Here is a 16,860-nt window from a genome sequence, read left to right on the forward strand (position 1 = left end):
TTTTTTTTTTTTTATTTTTCTTTTTTCTTTTTTTTTTTTTAAAAAAAAAAAATTTTTTTTTTTTTTTTTTTTACCTCTTCTTACAACGTCAACTTTCTCTATAACTGGAGCATTAACTGGGAAAGTTTTTTCTACTCCAACTCCTGAAGCTACTCTTCTTACAGTAAAAGTTTCTCTTAATCCACCGTTTTGTCTTTTAAGTACAGTTCCTTCAAAAATCTGAATTCTTTCTTTGTTTCCTTCACTGATTCTGATGTGAACTTTAACAGTGTCTCCAACATTGAATTCTGGTAAGTCATTTCTAATTTGTTCAGCTTCTATAGCTTTTATTATATCTAACATGTGCATTCCCTCCTAAGCTTTATTTGACGTTCATAATCATGTATCATGACAGAGGACCGCCCGTACTAGCACAAAACACATTTTATCACATAAAAAATATCATATCAATACTATTTTTGACTTTTATAGTAATTCTCTAATAATTTTTTATCTTCTTTTGTAAGTTCAATGTTTTTATATAGGTCATTTCTCTTTTTTTTAGTTATAAGCAAGGATTGAAGTCTTCTATATTTTCTTATATTATCATGATGCCCTGAAATTAAAACCTCTGGAACCTTTTTTCCTTCAAAGTCGTAAGGTCTTGTATATTGGGGATATTCTAGCAATCCATCATAAAAAGATTCGTCCATAAAACTTTCATCGCAAGATAATACTTTAGGAATCATTCTACTTATACTATCTACAATGGGTATACATGCCATTTCACCACCAGTTAGCACAAAATCACCTAAGGATAGCTCCATATCTATGTAATCATAAACTCTTTCATCTATGCCTTCATAGTGACCACATAAGAAAATTAATTCTTTTTCATTACTTAATTCCTTAGCTATTTCTTGATCAAAAGTTTTACCTCTAGGTCCTAGAAATATCACCTTACCATTATTAACATCTTTAACATTCTTTATGCAATCTACTATAGGTTGAGGGGTCATTACCATTCCCGCACCACCACCATAAGGATAGTCATCTACTTTCTTATGTTTATTTTTTGCATAATCTCTAATATTTACACAATTTATTTCTAATATTTTTTCACTTTGTGCTCTTCCTATAATGCTGTGATTAAACACATCAAACATTTCAGGAAAAAGGGTTAATATATGTATTTTCATTATTCTGACCAAACATTGACAGGTTTTATTGTTATTTCATTATTTTCAATATCTACTTTAACCACAATATCTTTTAAAGCAGGAATAAGAACTTCTTTTTCTCCTTTAACCCAATATACATCATTGCTTCCTGTTTCAATAACATCATATACTGTGCCTAATTCTTCTCCTTCAGTATCAAAGACTTTACAATCAATTAAATCTGCTATATAATAACTGTCTTCTGGTAGCTCTTTGGCGTCTTCTCTATGGATTTTTAAATATTTATTTCTATATTTTTCAGCTTCATCCATAGAGTCTATACCTTCAATTTTAAGTATTGCTCTATCACTTTGCAGCTTGCAAGAAGTAATTTCTCTCTCTACCCCATCTATATATACTTTTTTTAACACTGTAAATTCTTCCAAACTATCTGCCAGTGAAAAAACTTTTACCTCTCCTCTAACTCCGTGAGGCTTAGTTATTTGCCCTATGCTCATAAACTCTTTCATTTTTAAAAGCTCCTCCTAGAATTTTATTATAGGGTTCCCAAATCAAAATTTAATTTATACAATATTTCAATTTTCATAAGAAAATTTTTATCTATAAATGGGAATTTAAAAATTATGATTTAAACTCCACTTTCAAGCCCTTCGGAGCTTTTTAGCATATATTCTTTTAAGTTTTTATATGAAATCCCTATAATTTATTGTCATAATTAATTATAATTATAAAATAAGAGTTAGGATACCCTAACTCTTATGTTTCTATTATTTCTACAACAACTCTTTTATTTTCTTTAACAGCCGCTGCTTTTACAACAGTTCTAATAGACTTTGCTATTCTTCCCTGTTTTCCAATTACCTTTCCCATATCTGCCTTATCAACCTTTAATTCTAATATTATAGAATGGTCACTAGCAACTTCATTTATTACTACGGCATCGGGATTGTCAACTAAAGATTTAGCAATAACTTCAAGTAACTTTTTCATGGAATGCTCCTCCATTCAAATCAACAACTTACTATTTTATTCCAGCATTGTTGAAAAGTCTTTTTACCGTATCTGTTGGTTGTGCACCATTTTTTACCCACTTGTTTGCTTTCTCTTCGTCTATTTTAACTGTAACTGGCTCTGTTGTTGGATTGTAATATCCTATTTCATCAATAAATCTTCCATCTCTTGGAGATCTTGAATCAGCTACTATAATTCTGTAGAAAGGAGCTCTTTTAGCACCCATTCTTTTTAATCTAATTTTTACTGCCATGTTTTTTCACCTCCTTTAAAGGATTAATATCATATAATTAAAAAGGTAACTTTCCAAACATACCCTTTTTCATTGACTTTTGCATACCCTTCATATTCTTCATAGTTTTCTTCATCATATCAAAATGTTTTAAAATTTTATTTACTTCTTGAATTGAAGTACCTGAACCATTAGCGATTCTTTTCTTTCTTGATGGTGAAGATGATATTAGATTAGGCTTTCTTCTTTCCTCAAAGGTCATGGAACTTATTATTGCCTCTATCTTATCCATTTCCTTCTCTCCTTGTGAAAGATCTAATCCTTTTAATTCTTTAGAATTCATTCCAGGCATCATTTCCATAATTTTACCTAAAGGTCCTAATTTTTTCATTTGATTAAGCATATCTAGAAAATCTTCAAAGTTAAATTCTTGATTTAACATCCTATTTCCTAATTCCTGAGCTTTTTGCTCATCAATGGCAGATTGTGCTTTTTCGATAAGAGAAAGTACGTCTCCCATACCCAATATTCTAGAAGCCATTCTTTCTGGATGGAATACTTCAAGATCAGACATTTTTTCTCCCATACCAACATATTTTATCGGCTTACTAGTCATAGCCTTTATCGAAAGTGCAGCTCCTCCTCTTGTATCTCCATCAAGTTTTGTTAATATTACACCTGATATGTCTAGTTGAGAATTAAAGCTTTCAGCTACATTTACTGCATCTTGACCTGTCATTGAGTCAACTACTAATAGTATTTCATTAGGATCTATATTTTCTTTTACATCTTTAAGTTCATTCATCAATTCTTCATCTATATGAAGTCTTCCAGCAGTATCAACAATTACTACATTGCATCCATTATTTTTAGCATTTTCTATAGATGCTTTAGCAATATCCACTGGACTTGTTTTATCTCCCATAGTAAACACTGGTACATCTATTGATTTTCCTACCACTTGAAGCTGTTTAATTGCGGCAGGTCTATATATATCACATGCTACTAAAAGAGGTTTCTTATTGTTTTTTCTAAGGTTAAGTGCAAGCTTACCAGCCATCGTTGTTTTACCAGCACCTTGAAGCCCCACTAGCATAATCACAGAAATTCCATTTGGATTTAATTGAAGCTTACTTTCCACATTTCCCATAAGTCCAGTTAATTCATCATTAACTATTTTAATTACCTGTTGTCCTGGAGTTAAACTTTCTAAAACTTCATTTCCAAGGCATTTCTCACTAACGTCTTTAACAAAGCTTTTAACAACTTTATAGTTAACGTCTGCTTCTAACAGTGCTAGCTTAACTTCCCTCATAGCATCTTTTATATCTTTTTCTGAAAGTTTGCCTTTACCTTTTAATTTTTTTATGGTTTCTTGCAACTTAGAAGTTAATCCTTCGAAAGCCATAGTAAACCTCCTAAATTTCAATAATATTTTTGATTATATCATTGATTACTTCGGACTTTTCATGGTCCTCTATATTTAAATTACTTATTTTTTTTATTATTCTTTGCTTAGAATTTTGAATTTCTAAACTTTTTTCTAAAAGATGAAGTTTTTTTTCGTACTCTAATAAGAGACTGTTACATCTTTTTATTAAATCATGTATTGCCTGCCTACTAGTATTTGTAATTTCTGATATTTCCTTTAAAGATAAATCATCATTAAAATACAAGCCCATTATGTCTCTTTGTTTTTCTGTAAGCAACGGACCATAAAAATCTAAAAGTAATGATAACTCTAATCTTTTTTCCATGTAATCACCTTACTCACAAAGCATATATTAGCAAAAATAAATATAGCTGTCAAGTATTTTTACTTAACACCCTAAATATTTTTATTTGAGCTTATAATTACTTTTTATTTTATCATTTAAATATAGAATCATCTATAAGTTTTTAACTTTTTACCATAGTAGATTTTATATTTAATTTTTTTTTAGAATAGTGCCTCTACAAATTCCCTTGAACTAAATTCTTGCAGATCATCAATTCCTTCTCCAACCCCTATAAATCTAACAGGAATGTTTAATTGATTTTTAATGGAAATAACTACTCCACCTTTAGCAGTACCATCAAGTTTTGTAAGTATTATACCATCAATTGGACATACCTCCATAAATTGTTTAGCCTGAATAACTGCATTTTGTCCTGTAGTTGCATCTAAAACTAACAGTGTTTCTCTATGAGCTTCACCGTACTCTCTGTCAATTATTCTATTAATCTTTCCAAGCTCATCCATTAAATTTTTTTTATTATGTAGCCTTCCTGCTGTATCACAGATTAATACATCAACTTTTCTAGCTTTGGCAGCTTGCACTGCATCATAGACTACTGCTGCTGGATCAGATCCTTCTTGATGTTTTACTATATCCACGTTTGCTCTTTTACTCCATACCTCTAATTGGTCAATAGCTGCTGCTCTAAATGTATCTGCTGCTGCTAATAGCACCTTATAGTTTTCTGCCTTAATCCTTGCAGCAATTTTACCTATAGATGTAGTTTTACCTACTCCATTAACACCAATTATCAGCTTAATTTCTGGAAGATTTTTAGGAATTAAAGTGTTTTCTTCTTCCCCCATCATCTCGATTATAACTTCCTTCATACAAGGCTTAACCATTTCTACATCCTTAATTTTGTCGCTTTTAATTTTTGCTTTTAGTCTTTCAATAATTTCTACAGATGTTTCAACTCCTATATCACTAACAATTAGAGCCTCTTCCAATTCTTCATAAAGGTCTTCATCTATAGTAACAGCAAGATTTAAAACCTCTGATACTGCATTACTAATACTATCTCTTGTTTTTGTTAGACCAGTTTTAAGTTTTTCAAAAAAATTTCCAAACATAAATTTTCCTCCTTGCTTTATTTATGATGTCAGGTATAGAACATACTATAATTATAGATGTACTACTTCTAAATTTAATTTATAGATTTATATAATTGTGTTACTAAATTATTAAAATTTCCACCTTATATAATACGAATTGACTATTGACAATGGACAATTATGGTGAATTCTCAGCAAAGCGTGAGAATTTTTAAACTGATTAATTTGCAAAACTAATTGAATTTATTTTTATACGCTAATAAAAATTATAAGCTTTTATTAGCAAGCAGTTAAAAAGCTATGCTTTTTAACTAAATTTTAAAAGAAATTAATTTATAAGAATTAATTTCAACCGAAATTTTCAATTCTCCATTGATTAAAGATGCATAAAATCAACAGAAACTACCTTTGATACTCCTTTTTCTTCCATGGTTACTCCATAAAGTACGTCACTAGCTTCCATTGTACCTTTTCTATGGGTAATAACTATAAATTGAATATTATTTGAGAATTTCTTTAAAAACTCCGCATATCTAACTACATTAGCATCATCCAGAGCAGCTTCAATCTCATCTAGTATACAAAATGGAGTTGGTTTCATCTTTAATATACCAAATAAAAGTGCTATAGCAGATAACACCTTTTCTCCTCCAGATAAAAGATTTATATTCTGAAGTTTCTTTCCTGGAGGCTCTACGTTAATGTCTATTTTCGAGGTCAATTCATCTCCATCTGTTAATATTAAATCTGCACTTCCACCTTTAAATAATTCTTTAAAGGTTTCATTAAAATTTTTTCTCAGTATTGAAAAATTTTCTTTAAATACTATTCTCATTTTACTAGTCATCTCTTCAATAACTTTTAAAAGTTCATCCTTTGCTTGAACTAAATCTTCTCTTTGAGAAGTCATAAAGCTATACTTTTCCTTAACCTCTTTATACTCCTCAATAGCACCTACATTTACCGAGCCTAAACTATTAATTTCTTGTTTAATTTGCACAACATTTTCCTTAAGTTTAGTTACATTGTCTATAGGTTCTTTAAAATTTAACGCCTCTGCATAAGTCAATTCATATTCCTCATTTAATTTATTAAGAAGGCTTTCCTTTTCTGTTTCTATTCTAGCTAAAGTTACTTGATACTTGTGCAATTCTTTTTCTGAAGCTTCTAGTTCTAAAATTAAATCTTCTTCTTTAGATTTAATTTGGGTTATGTTTTCTTTTAATTTTATCTTTTCAATTTCATTATCTGATATAAGTTTTTCCATATTAGATAACATCTCTAAAGTGTCTTTAACAGTAATTTTATTATTTCTTAAAATCTCTTGATAGTTATCTCTATTTTCCTTTAAACCTTCAGCTTCTTTATTAAGTATTTCTATCTTACAAGTATAGTCTTTAATTTCCTCATTTATTCTTGAAAGCTCATTGCCTTTGTTAATGGTAATTTCATCAATCTTCGCTTTTTCAACTCTAAGGTCAGTTAAAACCTCTCTATACTTTCCAACATTTTCATCACTTTCTTTTAACTTGCTTTTTAAAATTTCTTCTTCATTATCTATAACTTTTATTTTATCCTCTATAGAATTTATATTTTCTCTAGATTCCTTTAACTTTTCACTGTTTAAAGAAATTTCATTTTCTGTATTTTTTAAATTTACTCTAGCCCTTTCCAAATCTATTTGAAGCTTAGCTTCCTCCTCAGAAATGGAATTTATCTTACTTTGTACTTTAGTTTTCTCTATATTTTCAAAGTGAATTTCATCTCTTAAGTTTAAATTTTCTTCGTCTAAAGTTTTAATATTTTCATTTAATTTTTTTACTAAAATATTTTCATTTTCAATTTCATCATTTATATGGTTAAATTTAACTCTAAGTTCTTCAATCTCTCTTTTTCTTCCTATTACATTAGTAGACTTAGAGTAAATGCTTCCTCCCGTTAGGGCACCACCAGGATTTACGACTTCTCCAGATAAAGTTACAATTTTTTGTTTATAATTTAGCAACTTAGCTATTTTAAGTGCATTATCCATATTATCACATATTATGGTTTTTCCTAAGGTATAATCAATTATACCTTTAAACTTATTATGAAAATCTATAAGTTCACTAGCAATTCCAATATATCCAAAGGTATCTTTAATATTACTGCTAAGTTCTAAGCTTTTACCTTCAACTGTGCTTAATGGTAAAAATGTAGCTCTACCTAAGCTATTTTTTTTCAAATATTCAATTAGAATCTTTGCACCATTTTCATCTTCTGTAATTATATTAGATAAGCTTCCTCCTAGTGCGATTTCCATGGCTGTTTCATATTTTTTATCAACTTTTATAATTTCTCCTAAAATATAACAACTACCTTTAAAATTAAGTACTTTTTTTGAATCTATATGTTGCATTAAAAGTTTAACAGACCTATTATATCCTTCATATTGCTTATCTAAATTGATAAGCATGTTTAAATTAGCATCTATCTTATTGGAATTAGCAACTAACTCCTTAAGCTTTTTTTCTTCTAAGGTCTGACTATGTCTTAATCTTCCAATTTCATTTTTGTTAGTTTTAACTTTATCCTCGTAGCTATTTATTTTTTCTAAAAGTTTACTAGATTCTATTTCAAGGACAGCTTTAGTAGAATTATTAATTTTTAATGAATTAACAAACCCCTCCATATCTACTTTAAGTCCTTGAAGTTTTTCATTTAAAATTTTTAACTGGCTATCTAATATCATTATGCTATTATTTTGAAGATTTCTATTATCTAAAAGGCTCTGCTTTTTTGATTGAAGAGTTAGTAATCTTTCATTTTCATTAAAGGTATCATCATTTAATTTTTTTATTTCCTCTTCCTTAGTCTTGATTTTATCTTCTACGTTTTTTTGATTTTCTTTAGAATCACTTAAACTTACTTCTAATTTATCTATCTCATCTTTTAAAGATTCAGTCTTTAAATTTAATTTTTCTATTTCTTCAATATTTTTTCCTATAGATTTATTAACTAACTCTATTCTTTCTTCTAAGATTTTAATCTCTGATAATATTTGTTGATGCTTTGATTTATTATCATAAAACTTTTGTTTATCTTCAGATATTTTATTTTCAAATTGTTCTAAACTAATGCTTTGAATATCTATTTGCTCTTTTATTTTTCTTCTTTCATTTAACTTTTCTTGCAATTCTTTATTTATAGCTTCGCATTGTCCTTTATAACTAGAAATTTTAATTTCAGTTTTTTCTATAAAATCAATAATAATATTAATTTCATCATTTTTTAATTGATTTGATAGTTCTAAGAATCTTTTAGCTTTATTACTTTCAATTCTAAGAGGTTCTAATCTTTCCTCATAAGTGTCTAATATATCATGTATTCTTACTAGATTTTGTTCTGTATTATCTAACTTTCTTTCTGCTTCTTCTTTTCTAGTTTTATATTTAACAATTCCAGCAGCTTCTTCTAAAAGTTTTCTTCTTTCTTCTGGCTTTCCACTAAGTATAGCATCTATTTTACCTTGACCTATTATGGAATATCCTTCTTTACCTATACCTGTATCCATAAACAAAGCTTGTACATCTTTTAATCTACATATAGTATTATTTATTAAATATTCGCTTTCTCCTGAGCGATAAAGTCTTCTTGAAATAACTACATCAGAATATTCAATGCCTAGCTCTGAATCAGAGTTATCCAAAATAAGAGAAACTTGTGCAAGTCCCACAGGTTTTCTAAATTGAGTACCTGCAAAAATTACATCCTCCATTTTATCTCCTCTTAAGTTCCTAACACTCTGCTCTCCTAAAACCCATCTTACTGCATCTGATATATTACTTTTTCCGCTTCCATTAGGCCCTACTACAGCAGTTACTCCCTTTTTAAATGTAAGTTCCGTTTTATCTGCAAAGGACTTAAAACCTCTAATCTCAATAGATTTTAAGAACATCTATTCACTCTCCTAATTTGTTATAATTAATGGCAATATAATTCCTAATAACATGAACATAGAAATTACAGCTGCTAATATTTTGGCTAATTTTTCTCTTTTTCTCTTTTTCACAATTTTCACCTTCTTTTACTATAATTTAGTTTATATTATTTACTTTAAAATATCAAACAAAAACATTAATAGCTCTTAGAGATACAAGTGTAAATTTAATAGAATTAATTTTATAAAATTAAATTCATTATTAATTGTCATTTATTCACTGTTAATTGTCAATTAGTTAAAATTATTTTGATTTTATATTAGATAAATTTTTACAAATTTCTGTTGATAAAATGTTTAAAATAAAATAACTAGCCAGTATGATATAAAATGAGTTAAAATACTGATTAGTTATTTTTGTGATAGTTCTAAATAAAGATATTATAGTTAATGTCAACTATTTTTTATTTTAAAAATCTTAATATTTATAACATAAAATATTTAAAAAACTCTTGATTTACAAAACTTCATTTTTGAAATCTAGCAATATCAAGAGTTTTAAATTCCATTTTTAAATGATATTTAAATTTAAGAATGATAATAAAATTTAATATTTGATTCTATATAGTAAATTTTCTTCTCAAATAATTTTCTAAGGTTATTTCCTCAGTATTTTCCTTTAAATTAAACCTTAGTTCTCCCCTTTTTACTGATATATCTTGATTGATTTTTAGTTTTCTCAATCCTAATATTTTTAAAGCCTCATTAAAATATTTTTTCTTATTAGCATAAAGTTTTGATACATCCTTAGGGTTTATAGAAATACTTTCAATATCACTATTGCTTTTAAAATACTCCACTATTAATTCTTGGTATATAGAACTTTCTACTAATTCTCTAAAAGCAGGATGGAAGGGACCTTCAACTATTTCCTTACCGTAATTTATCTCTTCTGTAGGTTGAAGTCCTATTCTTATAACCTTAATACCACTTTCTACATACATACCATATATTATTTTGCTAATTTCAACTGCCTCTTCTAAATCATAAGGCTTATATTCTCCTCTTTCTAACAAAGTTTCCATAGGTGTATTTTTTATCACAAGAGAGGGATATATTCTACATATATCAGGTTTCATTGCTATGCTTTTTCGAGCAGTTAATATATCCTTTTCCCTATTATCTCCAGGTAATCCTAGCATGATTTGATGCCCTAAAGTAAATCCATATTCTTTAATTAACTTTGATGCTTTTTCTACATCATCAGCGCTATGTCCTCTTCCAGATTTTATTAAAACTTCATCATCAAGTGATTGCACCCCTAACTCTATTATGTCAGCAGAATGTTCTTTAAGGTTAGCTAATATTTTATCATCTATGTAATCTGGCCTTGTTGATAACCTTATATAATCTATCTTGTTACAATCCTTATAATTCTTTGCTACGGAAAGCAGCTCATTTTGTTTATTTATATCTATGGCTGTAAAAGTTCCTCCAAAAAAAGATACTTCTACAACTGAACTTTCTCTATCTATAGTTTCTAAATATTCTTTTATAGTATTTTCTACAAATTCTCCATTAATTTTAAAACAGCTTCCTGTAATACTATCTTGATTACAAAATACACAGGTATGAGGACATCCTTCATGAGGTACAAATATTGGGATTATGTAATGAAGTTTATTCATATATTTCCTCCTTAGTTAAAAGCACTTCCCTGGCAGCACTTTGTTCCGCCTCTTTCTTGCTATAGCCTACACCGCTACCTTTAGATATGCCATTTATCAAAACCTCAACATAAAATAACCTTCTATGAGGAGGACCTTCATATTTAATTAGGTTATAAATTATAGATACCTCTCCATTTTTTTGAAGAATTTCTTGAAGTTTTGTTTTATAATCAATTATTATTTGATTTTTTAAAGCCTTATAGATTATATTCTTAAAATTGGTTAATATGAACTCTCTTACATACTCTAGCCCCTTATCTAAATAAATAGCAGCAATTATAGCTTCTACAGCATCTGCTAAAATAGATACTCTAGTTCTTCCACCAGTCATTTCTTCACCCTTACTCATAGTTATATAAGAACCTAGATTCCATCCTTTAGCTATTTCATAAAGAGAATTCTCACAAACAATTAGTGATCTAACCCTTGTTAAGTATCCTTCACTTTCATTTATATTGTTTGAAAATAAATGTTGAGAAATTACAAGTTGAAGTACTGAGTCTCCTAAAAACTCCAATCTCTCATTGTAATCTACATCTTTTTTTTGATTAGCATAGGAACTATGAGTAATTGCTGTTTGTAGTAATTCTAAATTATCAAAGTTTAACTGTAATTTATTTTCCAATTCTAGTGTGCTAGGTCTAATCTTCATTTTTTTACTCCTTCTTAGGAGTTTATTCCTCAATTTATTACCTCATTAATAAATTCAAGAAAGAACTCCTTGCTTTTATTCCTTTTATATGAAAATAAAGTCCCGCAATTAGCGGAACTTAGATTTTATTCTTCTACACGTGCTTTTATGTATTCGACTACATCACCCACTGTAGATATTTTCTCTGCTTCTTCATCAGGTATTTCTATATCGAATTCTTCCTCTAATGCCATTATTAGCTCAACTATATCTAGTGAATCAGCACCTAAATCATCTATGAAAGATGATTCCATTTTAATCTCATCTTCCTCTATGCTTAATTGTTCAGCTATTCTCTCTCTTATTTTTTCAAACATAATTATTCAGCCTCCTAATAAATTAAAAACATTTCAATTAAATATTAATAGTTATATTGAAAGTAATCAATAGATTTTTAATTTTTTTAATATATTTTAATAATATACTTCAATTTAATAATATTATTCATGATATTTTATTCTTTTACTCTTTTTCTGTTCCTAAATTTTCAAGTTCTACTTGTATTTTTTCAACAATTTTATTATCATATGCTACTTTTGCTTGTCTTATCGCATTTTTAAAAGCCTTTGCATTTGAACTTCCATGAGCCTTAACACAAATCCCATTAACACCTAAAAAGGTAGCTCCACCATATTCTGTATAGTCAAAATCACTTTTAATCTTCTTAAAAACAGGTTTTAAGAGCATACCACCTAATTTTGTTGTAAAAGAACTCATTATATTCTCTTTTAATATTGAAAATATGCTAGCAGCTACCCCTTCGTACATTTTAAGTACCGTGTTTCCTACAAAGCCATCACATACCAATACCTTAACATCGCCTTGAGTAATATCTCTTGGCTCAACATTTCCAACAAAATTATACTCCGTATTCTTTAAAAGCTTATGAGCATTTTTAGTAAGCTCATTACCTTTCTCTTCTTCTGCACCAATATTTATAAGTCCTATATTAGGATTTTTAGTATTTAATACATTTTCAAAATAAATTTTTCCCATTAGAGCAAATTGAACTAAATAATGAGGCTTACAATCTGCATTTGCACCTACATCTATAATCATAAATGGACCATTAATTCCTGGTAAAACTGGTGCTAATGCCGGTCTATCAATACCTTTTAATCTACCAACTATAAGAGTACAACCTGCTAAAAAAGCCCCTGTACTTCCAGCAGATATAATTCCATCTACCTTTTTTTCTTTAACTAATTGTAATGCCTTAGAAATACTAGAATCCTTTTTTCTTCTAATAGCTTTTACAGGCTCTTCATTAGGGCTTATAATCTCTGTAGCATTCACTATAGTAATCTTTTCTTTATCATAGTCGTATTTGCTTAATTCTTTAGCTATCTCTTCTTCTGGACCGGTTATAATGAGTTCTATATCATTATACTCTTTTACTGCCAATACCGCCCCTTCTACTATCGCTGAAGGTGAAAAATCTCCACCCATTCCATCTACTGCAAATTTCATTTTTAACCCTCACTTACTTTTATCAACTTTTTCTATAAGTTACTAAATAAAAAAAATTATATATAAGTTGTCATTATAAATATTATATATTAAACTTTGTAAAAAATTCTACTTTATTCTTATATTTATAAAAAATATTATATAAAAAATAAAAGAAAGTCAAGTGACTTTCTTTTTTATTTCTCAGTTGAAACAACTTCTCTATTTTTGTAGTGTCCACAGTTCTTACAAACTCTGTGAGCAAGTTTCATTTCATGGCACTGAGGGCATTCAACTATTCCTGGTAAACCAAGTTTGAATGTTTGCGCTCTTCTTGAATCTCTTCTAGCTTTAGAAAATTTTCTCGCAGGATTTCCCATAGTAACACCTCCTTACGGGTTTGAAAACAATTCTTTTAACTTTGCCAACCTTGGATCAAGATCATCTTTTTCACAGTCACATGAATTATGATTTAGATTCGTTCCACAGTGTTGGCACAGGCCTTTACAGCCTTCCTTGCAAAGTTTTTTTACAGGAAGCTCTATATAAAGATTGTTTTCTATTATTTGGTAAATATCTATTTTATCATTCTTAATTGAGATAATTTCTCCGTCTTCATCTTCAATAGTATCAGATAACTTTTCGTTTATGTCCATATTTACATCATAAGAAAAGCTCTCACTACATCTTGAACAAGGTAATAAAACCTCAGTTTCAACATTTCCAGTTAATTCATAAATATTATCAATTAATCTGACTATTCCTCTGAATTTTATAGGCTTAGTGAACTTTATAATTTCACCACTGTCATTAAAACTTTCTTTAGATATCTCTAAGTCAAGCTCTCTTTTTCCATGCTTCTTATTCTTTAATTCTGAAAGGTCAATATTCATAATTTTTAACGCTCCGAAAAAATATTACAAAATATTCTTCTCATATGAATAGCTCATCATACATAATGCGAATTTAATCACATAGCTTGAGCAAAGCTACTACGCCCCTCCTTATGTTTATTCAAGATTTCTACTATTTTCAAACATAAACTATTATATAAATTATAACTTTAAAAGTCAAGAATTATTTGTATGTTTAAAAACATATTAAGGAAAGGCAGCAGCTAATTATTATTTAAAAACTATTTAGAAGTTAAATCTTGAGTATCCCTTGCTATTACTAATTCTTCGTTAGTTGGTACAACGAAAACCTTAACTTTAGCATCAGCAGCACTTACGTCTACAGCTTTTCCTCTTACATTGTTTTTCTCAGAATCAATTTTAATTCCCATGAATTCTAAGCCTTTGCATATATCTTCTCTTGTAACTGGAGAATTTTCTCCTAATCCTGCTGTAAATACAACAGCATCAACTCCGCCCATAGCTGCAGCATAAGAACCTATCATTTGTCTTACTCTATAGTTATAAACATCTAATGCAAGTTTAGCTCTTTCATTTCCTTCATCAGCAGCTCCTTCTATATCTCTAAAGTCACTACTTACTCCTGAAATTCCTAGAACTCCTGATTTTTTGTTTAATAAGTTATTCACTTCATCAACACTCATATTTTCTTCCTTCATTAAGAAAGTAACTATAGCAGGGTCAATGTTTCCACATCTAGTTCCCATAGCTATTCCTTCAAGTGGAGTAAATCCCATGCTTGTATCTACTGATTCACCATTTTTAACTGCTGATAAACTAGCACCATTTCCTAAGTGACAAGTGATAATTTTAATATCTTTTATATCTTTACCCATCATTTCAGCAACTTGAGCAGATACAAATTTATGAGATGTTCCATGGAATCCATATTTTCTTATTCCATACTTTTCATATAACTCATATGGTAATGGATATATAAATGCTTCTTTTGGCATTGTTTGATGGAATGCTGTATCAAATACTGCAACCATTGGTGTGCTTGGCATTAATTCTTTACATGCATTAATTCCTATTATGTTTGCTGGGTTATGAAGTGGTGCAAGTTTTACACACTCTTCTAATTTAGCCATAACCTCATCATTGATGATAACTGATTCAGCATACTTTTCTCCACCATGAACAACTCTATGTCCTACAGCATTGATTTCTGACATGTTAGATATAACTCCATGTACTTTATCAGTTAAGCTATCTATAACGTGTTTTATAGCCTCTTTATGGCTTTCCATTGGAACTTCGATTATGTATTTATCTCTTCCTGGAACCTTTTGAGTTAATATTGAACCCTCTATTCCTATTCTTTCTACTAATCCTTGTGCTATAGCATCTTCATTTTCCATGTTAATTAATTGATACTTTAATGAAGAACTTCCGCAATTGATTACAAGTACTTTCATTGATAACTCCTCCTTAATGACACCTTTGTTATTTGTTATTTAGTAATTCTTCCAAAATTACTTTTAATAAAATTGTTATTAAAAGCTTACAGTCTTTAGTATATAATATAACTTTTACTTATTGCAAGACTGTTGAGCTTGTATAGCAGTTATAGCTACAACATTAACTATATCTTCAGCGCTACAACCTCTTGATAAATCGTTAATAGGTTTTGCAAATCCTTGACAAACTGGTCCTATAGCTTTAGCATTTGCAAATCTTTGAACTAATTTATATCCTATGTTTCCTGCTTGTAAATCTGGGAATACTAGAATATTAGCATTTCCTGCTACAGAACTATTTGGTGCCTTTTGTTTAGCAACCTTATCCACAATAGCAGCATCTAATTGTAGTTCTCCATCAATTTGTAAATCTGGTCTTTGCTCCCTAGCTGACTCTGTAGCTATTCTTACTTTGTCAACATTTTCATGTTTAGCACTTCCCATACTTGAGAATGAAAGCATTGCAATTTTAGGTTCTATTCCACATAGTGCTTTAGCATTATCTGCTGTACTTATTGCTATTGAAGCTAATTCTTCCGCATTAGGGTTCGGATTAACTGCACAATCAGCAAATAATAAAGTACCATCTTTACCATACTCACAGTTTGGAACTTCCATTACAAAGAAACTTGATACAACCTTTATTCCTGGAGCTGTTTTTATTATTTGAAGACCAGGACGTAATAAATCACCTGTACTATGTACTGCTCCTGAAACTAATCCATCTACATCGTCCATTTTAACCATCATTGTTCCAAAATATACTGGGTCTTTTACCACTTCAATAGCTTTCTCTAGTGTTACTCCCTTATTTTTTCTAAGCTCATAAAAAGCTTCAGCATATTTTGATGTTTTATCTGAAGTCTCTGGATCTATGATTTCTATTCCTTCTATATTTACTCCAAACGCTTTAGCATTGGCTTTAACCTTCTCTTCACCACCAACTAAAACTACTTCTGCTATAGCATTTTTTTTAATTAACTCAGCAGCTTTTAAGTTTCTTTCCTCATCGCCTTCTGGCAAAACTATTTTTTTCATATCTGCTTGAGCTAAATTCCAAATCTTGTCTACAAAACTCATCACAAAATCTCCTTTCAGTTTTAAACCACTAACATCCCTTATTAATATAACCCTTTTTTACTATAATTTTCAACCTAAAACAAAAATTTTATTAACATAATATAATTCTGAAAATTGCCACTTATAGATTTTTCTGCATTAATATNNTTGAAATAAAATAATTAGTCAATGCTGAAGCAAATATTCTCTATCAGATAAGGAGTCCGTCTTTGATGATAGTTATTATATTAGAGAATTATGTAAATGAAGTATAATATAAAATAGAATAACATAATGACTAGTTATTTTTTTCAAGATGTTTTATAATACAAATTAAAAACGAGATTATATAAATATACAAGTTCTAAAATTAGAACTAATGAATTCACAACTTTTTCAATT

Annotated in this window: 17 protein-coding genes; all 17 read right to left on the reverse strand. The window is 29.0% G+C overall.

Going from position 1 to position 16,860, the window contains the following annotated elements; translation table 11 throughout:
• Positions 1–342: 50S ribosomal protein L19 (gene rplS, locus B3603_RS22585; protein WP_291569103.1), on the reverse strand; the 342-nt coding region annotated here is incomplete at its 3' end.
• A 110-nt stretch (positions 343–452) separates the two neighbouring features.
• Positions 453–1,178, reverse strand: a complete 726-nt coding sequence (gene trmD / locus B3603_RS22590; protein WP_291569104.1) for a tRNA (guanosine(37)-N1)-methyltransferase TrmD — start codon at positions 1,176–1,178, stop codon at positions 453–455.
• Positions 1,178–1,669, reverse strand: coding sequence for a ribosome maturation factor RimM (gene rimM, locus B3603_RS22595; RefSeq protein WP_291569105.1), 492 nt, complete (start codon positions 1,667–1,669; stop codon positions 1,178–1,180). The genes trmD and rimM overlap by 1 nt, the downstream gene beginning before the upstream one ends.
• 247 nt (positions 1,670–1,916) lie before the next feature.
• Complete coding sequence (locus tag B3603_RS22600) at positions 1,917–2,150, reverse strand: KH domain-containing protein (RefSeq protein ID WP_039631839.1); 234 nt, start codon at positions 2,148–2,150, stop codon at positions 1,917–1,919.
• A 31-nt stretch (positions 2,151–2,181) separates the two neighbouring features.
• Positions 2,182–2,424 carry a 30S ribosomal protein S16 gene (gene rpsP, locus B3603_RS22605; RefSeq protein WP_039631837.1) on the reverse strand — a complete coding sequence of 81 codons (243 nt, stop codon included), beginning with the start codon at positions 2,422–2,424 and terminating at the stop codon, positions 2,182–2,184.
• A gap of 37 nt (positions 2,425–2,461) precedes the next feature.
• Complete coding sequence (ffh, locus tag B3603_RS22610) at positions 2,462–3,811, reverse strand: signal recognition particle protein (RefSeq protein ID WP_291569106.1); 1,350 nt, start codon at positions 3,809–3,811, stop codon at positions 2,462–2,464.
• A 10-nt stretch (positions 3,812–3,821) separates the two neighbouring features.
• Positions 3,822–4,160, reverse strand: a complete 339-nt coding sequence (locus B3603_RS22615) for a putative DNA-binding protein (protein WP_191741094.1) — start codon at positions 4,158–4,160, stop codon at positions 3,822–3,824.
• A 182-nt stretch (positions 4,161–4,342) separates the two neighbouring features.
• Positions 4,343–5,254 (reverse strand): signal recognition particle-docking protein FtsY, encoded by a 912-nt coding sequence (gene ftsY / locus B3603_RS22620; RefSeq protein ID WP_291569107.1) that lies wholly within the window; start codon positions 5,252–5,254, stop codon positions 4,343–4,345.
• A gap of 358 nt (positions 5,255–5,612) precedes the next feature.
• A complete protein-coding gene (gene smc, locus B3603_RS22625; protein WP_291569108.1) occupies positions 5,613–9,173 on the reverse strand; it encodes a chromosome segregation protein SMC in 3,561 nt (1,186 codons plus the stop codon).
• Positions 9,174–9,775: 602 nt separating this feature from the next.
• Positions 9,776–10,843: an elongator complex protein 3 gene (locus B3603_RS22630; protein ID WP_291569109.1), complete on the reverse strand. Its 1,068-nt coding sequence runs from the start codon at positions 10,841–10,843 to the stop codon at positions 9,776–9,778.
• Positions 10,836–11,537 carry a ribonuclease III gene (gene rnc / locus B3603_RS22635; protein WP_291569110.1) on the reverse strand — a complete coding sequence of 234 codons (702 nt, stop codon included), beginning with the start codon at positions 11,535–11,537 and terminating at the stop codon, positions 10,836–10,838. The genes B3603_RS22630 and rnc overlap by 8 nt, the downstream gene beginning before the upstream one ends.
• A gap of 125 nt (positions 11,538–11,662) precedes the next feature.
• Positions 11,663–11,896: an acyl carrier protein gene (acpP, locus tag B3603_RS22640; RefSeq protein ID WP_291569115.1), complete on the reverse strand. Its 234-nt coding sequence runs from the start codon at positions 11,894–11,896 to the stop codon at positions 11,663–11,665.
• Between the two features lie 142 nt (positions 11,897–12,038).
• Complete coding sequence (gene plsX, locus B3603_RS22645; protein ID WP_291569111.1) at positions 12,039–13,046, reverse strand: phosphate acyltransferase PlsX; 1,008 nt, start codon at positions 13,044–13,046, stop codon at positions 12,039–12,041.
• A gap of 176 nt (positions 13,047–13,222) precedes the next feature.
• Positions 13,223–13,405, reverse strand: a complete 183-nt coding sequence (gene rpmF, locus B3603_RS22650) for a 50S ribosomal protein L32 (protein ID WP_039631819.1) — start codon at positions 13,403–13,405, stop codon at positions 13,223–13,225.
• Between the two features lie 12 nt (positions 13,406–13,417).
• Positions 13,418–13,918 carry a YceD family protein gene (locus tag B3603_RS22655; RefSeq protein WP_291569112.1) on the reverse strand — a complete coding sequence of 167 codons (501 nt, stop codon included), beginning with the start codon at positions 13,916–13,918 and terminating at the stop codon, positions 13,418–13,420.
• Positions 13,919–14,160: 242 nt separating this feature from the next.
• A complete protein-coding gene (locus B3603_RS22660; RefSeq protein ID WP_291569113.1) occupies positions 14,161–15,357 on the reverse strand; it encodes an acetate kinase in 1,197 nt (398 codons plus the stop codon).
• 114 nt (positions 15,358–15,471) lie between these two features.
• Complete coding sequence (gene pta / locus B3603_RS22665; protein WP_291569114.1) at positions 15,472–16,479, reverse strand: phosphate acetyltransferase; 1,008 nt, start codon at positions 16,477–16,479, stop codon at positions 15,472–15,474.
• Between the last annotated feature and the right edge of the window lie 381 nt (positions 16,480–16,860).

The organism is Clostridium sp. UBA2485, assembly GCF_002341865.1.
Taxonomy (GTDB): domain Bacteria; phylum Bacillota; class Clostridia; order Clostridiales; family Clostridiaceae; genus Clostridium_J.

Coding starts and splice junctions, on each gene's coding strand:
- trmD (WP_291569104.1), bottom strand. CDS start 1,178: ATGAAAATACATATATTAACCCTTTTTCCTGAAATGTTTGATGTGTTT.
- rimM (WP_291569105.1), bottom strand. CDS start 1,669: ATGAAAGAGTTTATGAGCATAGGGCAAATAACTAAGCCTCACGGAGTT.
- B3603_RS22600 (WP_039631839.1), bottom strand. CDS start 2,150: ATGAAAAAGTTACTTGAAGTTATTGCTAAATCTTTAGTTGACAATCCC.
- rpsP (WP_039631837.1), bottom strand. CDS start 2,424: ATGGCAGTAAAAATTAGATTAAAAAGAATGGGTGCTAAAAGAGCTCCT.
- ffh (WP_291569106.1), bottom strand. CDS start 3,811: ATGGCTTTCGAAGGATTAACTTCTAAGTTGCAAGAAACCATAAAAAAA.
- B3603_RS22615 (WP_191741094.1), bottom strand. CDS start 4,160: ATGGAAAAAAGATTAGAGTTATCATTACTTTTAGATTTTTATGGTCCG.
- ftsY (WP_291569107.1), bottom strand. CDS start 5,254: ATGTTTGGAAATTTTTTTGAAAAACTTAAAACTGGTCTAACAAAAACA.
- smc (WP_291569108.1), bottom strand. CDS start 9,173: ATGTTCTTAAAATCTATTGAGATTAGAGGTTTTAAGTCCTTTGCAGAT.
- B3603_RS22630 (WP_291569109.1), bottom strand. CDS start 10,843: ATGAATAAACTTCATTACATAATCCCAATATTTGTACCTCATGAAGGA.
- rnc (WP_291569110.1), bottom strand. CDS start 11,537: ATGAAGATTAGACCTAGCACACTAGAATTGGAAAATAAATTACAGTTA.
- plsX (WP_291569111.1), bottom strand. CDS start 13,046: ATGAAATTTGCAGTAGATGGAATGGGTGGAGATTTTTCACCTTCAGCG.
- rpmF (WP_039631819.1), bottom strand. CDS start 13,405: ATGGGAAATCCTGCGAGAAAATTTTCTAAAGCTAGAAGAGATTCAAGA.
- B3603_RS22655 (WP_291569112.1), bottom strand. CDS start 13,918: ATGAATATTGACCTTTCAGAATTAAAGAATAAGAAGCATGGAAAAAGA.
- B3603_RS22660 (WP_291569113.1), bottom strand. CDS start 15,357: ATGAAAGTACTTGTAATCAATTGCGGAAGTTCTTCATTAAAGTATCAA.
- pta (WP_291569114.1), bottom strand. CDS start 16,479: ATGAGTTTTGTAGACAAGATTTGGAATTTAGCTCAAGCAGATATGAAA.